12 protein-coding genes are annotated in these 11863 nt (G+C 64.3%); 4 read left to right on the top strand and 8 right to left on the bottom strand.

Annotation, left to right across the window (positions count from 1 at the left end):
* On the bottom strand, positions 1-1174 hold a 1174-nt coding region (locus FBR05_12760), incomplete at its 3' end, for a hypothetical protein (protein MDL1873050.1).
* A complete protein-coding gene (locus FBR05_12765) occupies positions 1171-2055 on the bottom strand; it encodes a hypothetical protein (protein ID MDL1873051.1) in 885 nt (294 codons plus the stop codon). The genes FBR05_12760 and FBR05_12765, both read right to left, overlap by 4 nt.
* A gap of 148 nt (positions 2056-2203) precedes the next feature.
* On the opposite strand from FBR05_12765, the gene FBR05_12770 reads away from it, so the two are divergent.
* Entirely contained in the window at positions 2204-2521 is a 318-nt protein-coding gene (locus FBR05_12770; GenBank protein MDL1873052.1) for a DUF971 domain-containing protein, read from the top strand.
* Here the strand turns inward: FBR05_12770 and FBR05_12775 are convergent.
* Complete coding sequence (locus FBR05_12775) at positions 2518-3684, bottom strand: DUF1343 domain-containing protein (GenBank protein ID MDL1873053.1); 1167 nt, start codon at positions 3682-3684, stop codon at positions 2518-2520. The two genes, FBR05_12770 and FBR05_12775, sit on opposite strands and share 4 nt — an antisense overlap.
* A 157-nt stretch (positions 3685-3841) precedes the next feature.
* Between FBR05_12775 and FBR05_12780 the strand changes: the two genes are divergently transcribed.
* A complete protein-coding gene (locus FBR05_12780) occupies positions 3842-4198 on the top strand; it encodes a hypothetical protein (GenBank protein MDL1873054.1) in 357 nt (118 codons plus the stop codon).
* A gap of 259 nt (positions 4199-4457) precedes the next feature.
* Here the strand turns inward: FBR05_12780 and uppP are convergent, their stop codons facing one another.
* Together uppP and FBR05_12790 are read right to left on the bottom strand one after the other, a co-directional pair.
* A complete protein-coding gene (uppP, locus tag FBR05_12785) occupies positions 4458-5261 on the bottom strand; it encodes an undecaprenyl-diphosphatase UppP (protein MDL1873055.1) in 804 nt (267 codons plus the stop codon).
* Complete coding sequence (locus FBR05_12790; GenBank protein MDL1873056.1) at positions 5258-6229, bottom strand: DUF882 domain-containing protein; 972 nt, start codon at positions 6227-6229, stop codon at positions 5258-5260. Before FBR05_12790 ends, uppP begins: the two co-directional genes overlap by 4 nt.
* On the opposite strand from FBR05_12790, the gene FBR05_12795 reads away from it, so the two are divergent.
* Positions 6033-7223, top strand: a complete 1191-nt coding sequence (locus FBR05_12795; protein MDL1873057.1) for a hypothetical protein — start codon at positions 6033-6035, stop codon at positions 7221-7223. The genes FBR05_12790 and FBR05_12795 overlap by 197 nt on opposite strands.
* Positions 7224-7240: 17 nt before the next feature.
* Positions 7241-8632 carry an HTTM domain-containing protein gene (locus tag FBR05_12800; protein ID MDL1873058.1) on the top strand — a complete coding sequence of 464 codons (1392 nt, stop codon included), beginning with the start codon at positions 7241-7243 and terminating at the stop codon, positions 8630-8632.
* A gap of 5 nt (positions 8633-8637) precedes the next feature.
* Here the strand turns inward: FBR05_12800 and FBR05_12805 are convergent, their stop codons facing one another.
* The 3 genes from FBR05_12805 to FBR05_12815 form a co-directional block, all read right to left on the bottom strand.
* Complete coding sequence (locus FBR05_12805; GenBank protein MDL1873059.1) at positions 8638-10281, bottom strand: hypothetical protein; 1644 nt, start codon at positions 10279-10281, stop codon at positions 8638-8640.
* 125 nt (positions 10282-10406) lie between these two features.
* Positions 10407-11513, bottom strand: a complete 1107-nt coding sequence (locus FBR05_12810) for a hypothetical protein (protein MDL1873060.1) — start codon at positions 11511-11513, stop codon at positions 10407-10409.
* On the bottom strand, positions 11510-11863 hold a 354-nt coding region (locus FBR05_12815; GenBank protein MDL1873061.1), incomplete at its 5' end, for a sigma-70 family RNA polymerase sigma factor. The genes FBR05_12815 and FBR05_12810, both read right to left, overlap by 4 nt.

Consider the following 11863-nt stretch of genomic DNA (forward strand, 5'->3'; position numbering starts at 1 on the left):
CCACCTTGCCCTGGGCGGCGGCCTCGCGGGCCTGGCGAAACCGATAGGCGAGGTTGGCCTCGAAGGCCTGGGCGCGCAGCCGCTCGGCGCGGGACGCCTGGTCCGCGCTCCAGGGGTTGCCGGAGAGCGTCGCGTGCTCTCGAGAGCTTTGCAGCGTTATCCGCACTTCGTCCATGTCGATTTCTTCCTCGCGTCGCCGGGCGCGCGCGATTCTCGGCTCGAGCTGGTCCAGTAGGCGGTTGGCCGAGGCGGCGAAGGCTCGGCTTTCGAGGGCCTGCAGGCGAGTCTCGGAATCGCGGGGGAAGGGAGTTCCGGACAGGCGAGCCGTGTCGCGCACCTGCGCGGCGAGGCGTCGATATTCCTCGACCCGCCCCTGCGTCGCAGCCTCCTCGGCCCTGCGGAAGTAATCCGGCAGGGCCTGCGCGTGGGCGCGCCGCTCCAGGGCTTGCAGTTGCGCGGCGGTTTCCTCCGTCAGTGGGTCGCCGGCTCGAGAATAAGTGTCGCGCAGGCGCGCCAGCGTCTCCTGAAGCCGCGCAACCGCGCCCGACTCGGCCAGGCTCGTCGCCCGTTGCAGCAGGGCGGGACGGGCCTGGCGCAGGGCCCGGATCTCCAGGGCCTGGGCGCGGGAAGGAGGGAAGGGCAGGCCGGAGCTCTCCCACTGCTCCAAGGGAGTTCCGATGCGGCCCAGCACGTCGCGGGCGGCTTGGCGGGCGTCCTCGAGAGCGACTAAATTTCCGGCCTCGGCCGCCGCGCGGGCCTCCGCCTCCAATTGCCCCAACTCGGCGACGGCGCTTCGCATCAGGATCTGTTCCGCCCGCGTCTCGTTGAAGGTCAGACCGGCCTGGCGCGCCCACTCGCGCGCGGCCTCGAGATTCCGCCGGGCCTCGGGCGTCCTGCCCTCGCGGGCGAGGCGCTCGGCCTCGGATACGGAGGCAAGGTATTGCCCGGCGGGAGAGAGACGCAGTCCTTGGAGGCTGGTGAGGCCCAACGTGGCCAAAAGCGCCCGCACCTCTGCGGCGTCGGGGCGTAGCTCGCGGCCCTCGGCGTCCAGGATGCGGTCCGCCTCGCGGCGGATGCCGGGGCGCAGCCTCGCGGTGGCGGCTGGGGCGCGGTTTCGAAAGACGCCGTCGCCGTTGTCGACGATCCGTAGGGTGCCGAGGGTGATCTCGCTCATGGTCGGGTTCCTCTCTCGCCGCGCGGCCTTCCGACCGCGATCGGGGTGCGCAGGACGTAGTTGGTGGAATAACGGCCGGTCCAGCCGTAGCCAATGCCTTCGCCGGTGGCCGGATCCACCTCGAAATACATCGTGCCCAAGCCGAAGCCCGAGCCCCCCGCGCGCGTGTCCTCGCCATGCGGCAGGGAGGTGGAGTCGGCGATGCGCACCAGGTAGCCGTTGCGGTAGGCCTCCGGCGGGCCTATGGCGATGACGACGTGGCCGCTGACGCGGGAGGGCAGCCCCGGAGGCGTCGGCCAGGCGATCACGTCGCCGGGCCTGATATCGGCGATGCGCAGGATCCGCTGCCAGCCCTCGCTGGGCCGGACCGGATCGACCCTTCGGATGCCGGCAAAAATCTGCGCCGCCAGGCCGCGCGCCTGGAGGGCGGCGGCGGGCGCGGCCTCCTCGAGAATTTCGCTGACCAATTGCGAGCAGTCGCAGCGGACGAGGCCGGCCTCGAGATCGATGCGCCGGGTGTGGTCATAGTGCGAAGGCTGGAGGTTGCGCTCGAGGTGCGCCAGGACCGCGAGGACCCGGGTCGGCGCGTCGGGGCTTTCCCGGAGGGTGAAAGGTAGGCTGAGGCCGGAGGCGATTTCCACCTGGGTCCGCACCGGCATCGCCGCGCTCGGCGGTCGCTGCTGGGCCAGGATGGAGACGGGGCGGTCCTGTTTGAAGTCGGTGCGACGTTCGGCCGGACGGTAGGCGTCGCGGCGGTCTCGCTCGGCCCAAGCTTTGGGGTCAAGTCGGGGGTTCTCGGGTTCGAGCCGAGGGGAGTCTTCGACGGTAGCGGCAAGGCCTCGAGGGTTCGGCGGCCGGGTTGGCCCCAAGGGTGCACTCATGGTGAATCCTTCCAGATTCCAATCGTGCCCCGGGGAATGGTATTTTTTTCTGCTTCTTTAGGTTAAAGTTGCGAGTTTTGGACCCTTCGCCTCGCGGGGGCTTTGACATCGCGCCCGCTCCGGGCTAGGGAGCCCACCGAGGATCGCCATGCAGCCCAAAGCCATCAACCGCGTCAACCAAGGCATTCAAATCGAGTGGCAAGACGGCCATACCAGCGTCTTTCCTTCCGATTTTCTGCGCCGCGCCTGTCCCTGCGCCGTCTGCAAGGAGGTCCCGGAGCGCGTCGCCACCGGCCTTTTGCCACTCTCCGCCCTCGGGGGCCAAAAGATCGACATCCTCAAGGCCCAGCCCGTCGGCTGGTACGCCCTCCAGTTCACCTTCACCGACCGGCACGAGACGGGGATCTACTCCTACGAATTCCTGCGGCAAATCTGCCCCTGCGAGACCTGCCGGGCCGCGCACTAGGTATACAAGAGATATTTTTTCCGCGTCTCCAGGAAGGCCTGGCGCTCGTCTTCCCAAGAGCCTTCGATCTCTTGGAGCGAGGCGCCCTTTTCCAGCTGGGTCCGCAGCTTCGCGTTGCCGGCCAAGAGGTCGATCGCCGGGATCTTGTCGACGAACTCGTAGGCGCGGTGGCGGAACTGAAACTCCTGGGGATAGAGGTCGTGCACGGCCTTGAGCGCCGCCACGCCGGTGAGCAGGGACTTGAAGGCCTTGCGCCGGGTGACGTGCAGCTGGGCGCCGCCGCAGGTTTGTCCGGCGTGCTTCTGGAAGCCGGGCTTGAAGTAGATCGGGCGGAAGCGCACGCCGGGCAGGCGGAACTCGCGCAGACGCCTCACCAGGGCCTCGGGATCGACGTAGGGCGCGCCGAAGAACTCGAAGGGCCGCGTCGTCCCGCGTCCTTCGCTTAGCTCGGTACCCTCGACCAAGCACATCCCCGGATAGACGACCGCGGTGTCGACGGTCGGCATGTTGGGGCTGGGCAGGACCCAGGGCGTGTCCAATTCATCCATGCAGCGGCGCCGGTGCCAGCCCTTCATCGTCACGACCTCCAGGTCGCACTTGAGATCGAATTCATGGCGGAACATCTGGGCCAGTTCCCCTACCGTCATCCCGTGGCGCGCGGCGAGCGGAAACCAGCCGACAAAGCTGCGAAAACCCGGCGCGACGAGGTTGCCCTCGACTTGATGGCCGTTGATCGGATTCGGCCGGTCCAGGACGACGACCTTCGTGCCCGTTTCCTTGGCGACCTCCATGCAGAAGGCGATGGTGTAGATGAAGGTGTAGTAGCGCGCGCCGACGTCCTGCAGGTCGCAGATCAGGACCTCGACGTCCTTCAGCGATTCGCGCGTCGGCTTGAGGCTGGCCTCGTCGTGTCCGTAGAGGCTGTAGACGGGAATGCCGCGATACGTGGAACCGACCACCGATTCCATGTCCTGGGCCTGGCCGTGGATGCCGTGTTCGGGGCCGAAGAGGGCGACGACCCGCGCGGAGGCCTCTTCTTGCAAGACCTCGAGGGCGTGGCGCAGGTGCTTGTCCACCGCGGCGGGGTGGGCGAGCAGGGCGACGCGTTTCCCTTGGATCCACTTGCGGTGAAAGCGCAGCAGGCGGTCGAGGCCGGTTTGCATGCCTCCTCATAATTCCGGCGGGTGCTTCTGCCAATGGAATTGTGCCTGGATTTGGGATCCTTGGCTTGCTTCAGGGGTGGAATGGTGGAATTATTTCCGGGTGGGGAAACCTTGGGCGGGTTTCACCGATAATAGAGTGGGTATGGAGGTGGCTTTCGTGAAGAAACTATTGATATTATTTGGTTTTTTGCTTGGGCTCGGCCTGGCCGGTGAAGCCCGCGCTCAATACTATGGTTACTTCTACGGGGGCTACTACCCCTGGGGCTGGAATTACAGCACCGCCGCCTTCGCCGTCGACCAAGGCTTCGCCACCCTCCAACAAACTTGGACCGCCATCGAACAGACCCAAGCCCTGGAAAACCACATCCAAGTCCGCCGCAACAACCTCGAAAACTACAAGTCGGTTAAGAACTATTACACCACTGGCATTCCGCCCTTTGCGCCCGTCAGCCCCGAAGGCAAACCTCGCTCGCCTAAAATCACCTGGCAAGACGTCGAGTCCATCGGTCACTAGGCTTTAAGGTGAAAATTCTTGGGGCGGGCGGGGAGATGTCCTTCCGGGCCCTGCGGAACTCGCCCCCTCATGATAAGTGTCCTTGCGCTATTCCTAAAGTTTCGCTGCGCCCCCATCCATTTCGCCTTTCCCTAGACCTTAAGGTTGGCTCAGACAGTCCTCGGTCCCTCCAGGACATCTCCCCGCCCGCCCCAAGAATTTTATCCATTATAAGTGTTCTAGTGGATCCCTGTATTGATCCCGTTGCGGGAGATGCTTCCTAATTGCGAGCGAACCACACAGCAAAGATCAGGGCCGCAAAGGCGAGACGGTAAATCACGTAAACCCGGTACGAATAACGCTGCAGAAAATACAGCATGTACTTGATCGCCAGGTAACCGACTACCGCGCTGACCACGATGCCCACCACCGTGTTGAGATCGAGATGGGCGTGGAAGAGATCCTTTAGCTTCAAGATCGCCGCGCCGGCCGTGATGGGGGTGCTGAGGAGAAATGAGAATCTCGCCGCCGTGGGACGATCCATGCCCAAGATCATCCCCGTCGTAATCGTCACGCCCGAACGACTGGTGCCGGGTACCAAGGCCAGGGCCTGGGAAACGCCCACGATCAGGCTGTCCTTCAGCGTCACCTTCTCGAGGTTCTTGGTCTTTTTGCCGAAACGATCCACGATTCCGAGCAGGATGCCCATCACCGCCATCATCACGCCCACCAAGAGCGGGCCGCGCAGGATCGTCTCGGCGTAGTCCTCGATCAAATACCCGATCGCCGCGCCGGGGATCGTCGCCAGGATCAAATACCAAATCAGCCGCTCCTCGAAGTCGTATTGCGCGGGACGCTTCTTGAGCGAGCGAAACCAGGCCTTCGTGAGGTTGATCCAGTCCTTGTAGAAAAATCCGAGTAGGGCGGCCAGCGTCCCGATGTGCAGGGCGACGTCGAAGGTCAGGCCGGGGTCGGGAAAATTCAGCAGCCACGGCATGATGACCAGATGCGCGGAACTGGATATTGGCAAAAACTCGCCCAGCCCCTGAACGATGCCGAGGATCACGGCGTGCAACAGGGTCATGGCGCGTCCTTCCGGATCTCGAATTCGCGCGAGAGGATGATCTCGGGCATTTTTGCGTAGTCGTAGCGATTACAGAATTTTATCTGCAGGGCGTAACGGCCCGGGTCCAGCTTTTCGGGCAGTTTGGCCTTTAGGCTTCGGGCCTGCTTGCGCCCCTCCACGATCAGACAAGAGGAGGGGGATTCCAGCGCCAGCGATTTTCCCGTGGGGCTGCCGTCCTTCTTGATAATTTCCAACTTGGGGTCGACGCCGATCGGGTAATTGGTCACCCGCATGAACTTCATCTCCATCGCCTCGCCGGGCCGATAGACGTCGTAATCCGGCTGCAGGATGATCTTTTCGTTTTCCTGCGGGGTCTTGTCCTCCGTCTTGCTGCTCGTCTCGTCCCAATAGCGCGAGGGGCCCGTGTCGAGGTGAAAGTGCCGGCCGTGATAGTAGCCGATCCCGCAGCAGTCGAGGGACTTCACGAAGTCGAAGACCTGGGAGGAATCCACGCCCCCCAGGATCAGGTCGCCGGCGGCGGCCTCCATGTGCATGCTGGACTGGGCCGCGAGCTTGCCCTTGTTCCGCAGGGAGTTGTTGAGCCGGGGGCTGCGGTAGCCGGACTTGAGGCTGTAGGAGCCGCCCTGCAGGCGATCCTGGACGGCGTCAAGGACCTCGATAAAGCGCAGCGACATCCGCTCTTGGGGGTCGCTGAAATCGGAGCGGAACAGGGCGTTGATCCGGCGCAGGCCGGCCTCGTCGTACTCGCCCCCCTCGCTTCGGAAACGAATGGTCTGTCCGGCCAGGACCAGGACCCCGTCCCCGGCGATCCAAAAGCGGGGGGCCGGCGCGGCCTCGGCCTTGGGGCCGAGCAGCAGGGCGAAGAGGGCGGCGAGGAGTATTTTTGGCTTCATAAAAGTGGTTTTTGACAGAAAAGGCCCGAACCCTGTAAGGTGGGCCCAGCCAAGGGAACCGTCGATGATCATCGGTCTAACCGGAAAAAACGCCTCGGGTAAAGGAGAAGTTGCGCAGGTCCTGCGGGAAGGCGGCTTCCATTACCTCTCCCTCTCCGACCTGCTGCGCGAGGAGCTGCGTCGGCGTAAGCTCGAGATCACCCGCGAGAACCTGATCCAAGTGGGCAACGAGATGCGCCAAACCTACGGCGGCGGCTACCTGGCCGATCGGGCCCTCCAGCAGATCGACGTCGATAAAAACTACATCGTCGATTCCATTCGCAATCCCCGCGAGGTCGAGGTGCTGCGTCGCCTCCACAATTTTAAATTGGTCCACGTGACGGCGGTGCCGCAGGTCCGTTTCGAGCGCATCAAGTCGCGCGCCCGCGAGGGCGATCCCCAGACCTTCGCCGAATTCGAGACCCTCGAGGCCCGCGAGGCCAAATCGGCCGACCCCAACACCCAGCAACTCGAGGCCACCGGAAAATTGGCCGACGCCGAGCTCGAGAACAACGCCACGCTCGACCAATTGCGCGGCAAGGTCCGCGAGCTGATCCGCCAGCTCTCCGCCGAGACGCCGCGCCCCTCCTGGGACGCCTACTTCATGGGCATCGCCAAGGTCGTCGCGCTGCGCAGCAACTGCCTCAAACGTAAGGTGGCCGCGATCATCGTCCGCGACCGGCGCATCATCTCGACCGGCTACAACGGCACGCCGCGCGGCGTGAAGAACTGCAACGAGGGCGGCTGCCCGCGCTGCAACAGCTTCGGCCAGTCCGGCGTCGGCCTCGAGGAGTGCTACTGCAGCCACGCCGAAGAAAATTCCATCACCCAGGCCGCCTACCACGGCGTCCCGATCAAGGGCGGCATCCTCTACACGACCTTCTCGCCCTGCCTGATCTGCACCAAGATGATCATCAACTGCGGCATCGTCGAGGTGGTGTACAACTCGCAATACCCCATGGGCGAGCAGCCCATCGCCCTGCTGCAAGAGGCGGGCATCGCCGTGCGGCAGGTCGAGCTGAAGTGAGGGGTGTCCCGGCTGCTATGCAGGAATACTATCGCCGCCTGACCCAAAAACTCTTCCAGCCCGTGGATGCCGCTTCCCTGGGCTTCTTTCGGATTCTGTTCGGCGCCCTCATGACCTGGCAGGCCGTCTATTTTCTGCAGGGCGACCGCTACGTCCACGACTACCTTCTCCCCAGGTTTCACTTTACCTACGAATTCTTCGCTTTCGTAAAGCCGGTCGGCCCGGAATTCCTCAAGGCCCTGTTCTGGACGATGGCCCTCTCCGGGTTGGGCATCATGGTGGGGGTTTGTTACCGGCTCTTCGCCTTTCTTTTCTTCGCGACCTTCACCTACGCCTTCCTCCTCGACAAGGCCTACTACAACAACCATTACTACTTCATCAGCCTGATCGCTTTCTGGATGATCCTGGTCGACGCCCAGCGTTGGGCCTCGCTGAGCCAGCGATTCCGGCCCAGGCCGGCCTACGTCCCTTATTGGAACCTGTGGATCCTGAAGGCCCAGGTGGTGATCGTCTATTTCTACGGGGGCATCGCCAAGCTGAACGGGGATTGGCTGCGGGGCGACCCGATGCGCTTTTGGCTCTCCCGCCTCGGCGACCTGCCGGTCGTGGGGCCCTGGCTGCTCTCGGAGTGGGCGCCTTATTTCTTCAGCTGGGGAGGCTTGGCCTACGACCTCACGATCGGCTTCCTACTGTGGTGGCGCAAGACCCGATGGGCGGCCTTCCTGGCGGTGTTGTTCTTCAACCTGAGCAATTCGGTGCTCTTCACCATCGGGGTCTTTCCCTTCCTGATGATCGCCGCCGCGACGCTCTTCGACGAGCCGGACTGGCCGCGCCGCTTCTTTAAATTCAAGGGGGCCTTGCCGAAGAAATTCGCCTTTCCCGTGCGCCACGGCGTCGCGGCCTTTCTCGGCCTCTACCTCTTGGTCCAGGTCGCCGTTCCCCTGCGGCATTGGTTGATCGCGGGGGACGTCCACTGGACCGAGGAGGGGCATCTGTTTTCCTGGCGCATGAAGCTGCGGGACAAGCAGGGAATCTTGAAGATCACCGTGACGGACCCCGCCACCGGGCGAAGTTTCGCGGTGGAGCCCTTGCAAGAGATCAACCGTTTTCAATACCGCAAGCTGACGCAGCGGCCCCAGTTCATCCACCAGTACGCGCAGCACCTCAAGGCGAGGTTTCAAAAGGAAGGAATCGCCGACCCTGTCATCACGGTGGACAGCCGGGTCTCGCTCAACGGCCGTCCTTTCCAAACGCTGATCGACCCGACGGTCGATTTGGCGAAGGCCCCGATGCGGTTCTTCTCCCACGACCCCTGGATCTTGCCGCTCCCCGAAAATGCAAGACCCGGCGCCTTGGGGACGCCGGGTCTTGCGAAGGAATCGGATGCCGACCTCGAGTCGGACCGCTAATTCCGTTATTTCATTTTACGCCGATAGGCCAAGGCGCCCAGCGCCAAGAGCCAGGACCAAGCCAAGCCCGCTCCCGTCGGGAGGGCGTTCGCCTGCAGCGAGCAGCCGTCGCCCTGCAGCAGCACCGGAATGACCGGCGGCGTCGGCGTGGGAGTCGGCGGAGCGGTGGGTTCCGGCTGGAACTCCAGGGCGCCCATGTCGGGATCGGTCCCCGGGATTGCCGGCCGAGGATTGCCGGCGAAATCGGTGGCCGGCATCCCCGGGGCGCTGGGATCGCCGGTGTCGATGGCCGGGGAACCTTCCGTCAGGTTGAAGTCGCCGGCGGCCGAGTTGACGAATAGGGGATCGTCGCCGATATTGTTCCCCTGGTTGACCGTTCCCGCCCCGCCGTTGTCCAGGGCTTCGCTGTAGAAATTAGCGAAGTCGTTGTTGAAGAGGTTGAGGGTACCTCCTCCGTCGAGGTTGGCGTCCTCGTTGGAGTAGATGTCGTCGCCGTCCGATTCGGCCGTATTTCCGAAAACGATGTTGTTGAAGACGTTCGCGGTCGTGCCGTTATCGAGAAAGAGCGCGAATCCGCCCCCGTCCGCCGCATCGTCCGAGGCCTGGGAGGTGTTGCCGAAGAACGTATTGTTGGTCAGTATGAGCTCGGTCCCGACGTCAAAAACGGAAAGGCCGCCTCCGGAGGTGGCGGTGCTCGTCGGGCTGTTTCCGTTGCTGTTGCCGGCGAAGATATTGTTGACGATGGTGATGGATCCGGGGCCCTGATCGTTATTGAATACGTCGAGACCGCCGCCGTCGGAGCCGCTGAAATTCCCGGAAAACAGGTTGCCGTTGATGACGACGTTGCCGTCTCCGCCGGAGACTCGGGCGCCGCCTCCGTCCGACGTGTCGACGATGCCGCCCGTGTTTCCTTCAAAGGTATTGCCTTGGAGGGTGACGTTTCCGGTATTGGTGGAGAGATTGAGGCCGCCGCCGCTGGTTTCCGCGATATTGTCGTTGAAGACGCTGTCCAGGACCTCGATGTTGCCGCTGTCCGTGGCCAGTTCCAAGGCGCCGCCATCCTCGACGGTCTCATTGCGCTCGAACAAGTTGTTGCGGACGATGATGGCGCCCGAAACGGTCTCCAGTACGGCCGCGCCGCCGTCGTCGTCGACGGTGCTGTTGTCGAAGAAATTGCTGTTTTCGAGGGTGATCGCCGCTTGGTTGGTGTTGACATCCAAAGCGCCGCCGTCGCTGCTGGCGTCGCAATTCTGAAATACCAGGCCGTTGATCGTGACATCGGCGCCGAGGTCCGAGGGAAGGCCGCCGGTGCTGATTGTCAGGCAGGTATCCGCGTTACCGCCGTCCAGGACCGGCAGGGTCGCGCCCTCATTCATGATCACCAAGGCGCCGCCGTCGTCGTCGATGCCCGGGCTATAGTTATAAGGACCGTCGGAATAGGTCCCCGGTTGGAGGACGACCATGTTGGCCTGCGGGTCGTCGGCCGCGATGTCGAGGCAGGACTGCAGATCGCCGGGGCCCGGAAAGCAGCCGGTGGGAACCGGCACCGTCGGAGAAGCGGTGTAGGTGGAAGAAAAGGCCGCGTGGAGCAAGGGAGCCACGGAGATAAGACCCAAGGTAAGGGTCAGCCCGGAACGCCAATGTTTCATGAAATCCTCCTGTAATTGGGTAGGGAATGGCTTGGAAATACACGAAGAAGCCCTCCTTGCCAAACAGAAATCCCTATTAGGCCCCAGTTTTTTGGAGCTTGCGGCGAAGGTGCGCCTGGACTGGATCAGCCGTCCCCGCGCAGGTGGCTGCGGCAGAGCAGGATCAGGTCTTGGATCTCCCGGGTGTCGCGGATCCGCTGGGCGGCGAGCAGGTCCTCGAGGGCGCCGGCGTAGTCGGCGCGGCGGATCTTGGCCTTGGCCGCGTTGAGGAGGGATTGATAGCGGGCCCCGTCATCCCGTTCTGGCAGCCGCTCGCTCGCCTTTTCCTGCTGGAGGTTTTTTTCGGCCTCCGCCGGCGTGGCCGCCTTTTCCTGTTTCTTCGCCTTGTCCCCGCCTTTGATTTCCGAGGTGTCGCTCTGCGGTGCGGCGCCGCCGAGGCCGCGTTGGGCCTCCGGAATCGTCGCCGGTCGCGGGGCGGCCGCTCCGTCGCCCTCCAAGTCGGAGGGCTTCGGCTCCGCGGGGGGTTGGGCGAGGGACTTCAGCGGAACGGGCGCGGCCTCGGAAGCGGCGCCCGCGGTTCCTCCGGTAGCCGTTGGGGCGGGCGGCGGGGGCGGGGATTCCCGGCGCAGTTCGCCCGCGGGGGCGCCGCCGTCCTTCATGCGTGGGCCCGCCTTCGTATCCAGCCTTCCGTCGGCCTCCCTGGGCTTGGGCGCGGCCGCGTCGGGTTTGGACGCGGCGGGTTTCGGTTTGGCCGGGGCGAATTCCTGTTTGGGTTGCGGCTTCGCAGGCGCCGTCAAGGCGTCGGCGGGCGCTGCTTGAATCGAGGTATCCTGCGGGACGATCGCGGGGGTTCTTTGATTTTCGAACTCGCGCTTTTGCAACTCCTGGCGCCCCAAGTAGCCGATGCCCGCGATCAGCAGCAACGTCGCGAAGGCCACCGTCGCGGGCCGCAGCAGCCAGCTCCACAGGCCGGCGCGCTTCGCGGCGCGCCGTTCCGCCTTGGCCTCGGCGGCGCGCAGGATGTTGGTTTGCGCGCGCAGGGAAGGGCCCTCGGCCTCGGCCAGGACCTGCATGCCCCGGCGCAGGGTCTGGAAGTCGGCCCAGACCGCGCGGCAGTCGGCGCATTCCTCGAGGTGGGCCTCCAGGTGCGGCCGCAGCGCCGGATCCAGCTCGCCGGAAAAGGCGTCTTCCATCCAGGATTGGCATTCTTGGCAGGAGGGTTTCTCGCTCATTGCAGCGCCTCCTTGACGAAAGATTTATGACGCAGGCTGCGACGCAGCGCCTCGAGCGCGTAACGCATCCGGCTCTTCACCGTGTTGATGGAAACCCCCATCAGCTTGGCGATCTCCTCGAAGGTGAGGCCGCCGCGCTCCTTGAGCAGGAAGGTCTCGCGCTGCTCCTCGGGCAGTTTTTGGATGGCGCCCTCGAGCTGGGCGGCCAGCTCGCGGTCGTAGGCGCGCTCGTCGGCCGGCATGGCCTCGTCGGCGGCGCGGCCGACCGGGGTGGCCTGGCCGTCGCCCTCTTCGGAGTTCCACTGGCTGTCCGGCGTCTCGGGCCGGCGGGCCTGCTGGCGAAGGCGGTC

Source organism: Deltaproteobacteria bacterium PRO3 (assembly GCA_030263375.1).
In the GTDB taxonomy this organism is placed as follows: domain Bacteria; phylum UBA10199; class UBA10199; order DSSB01; family DSSB01; genus DSSB01.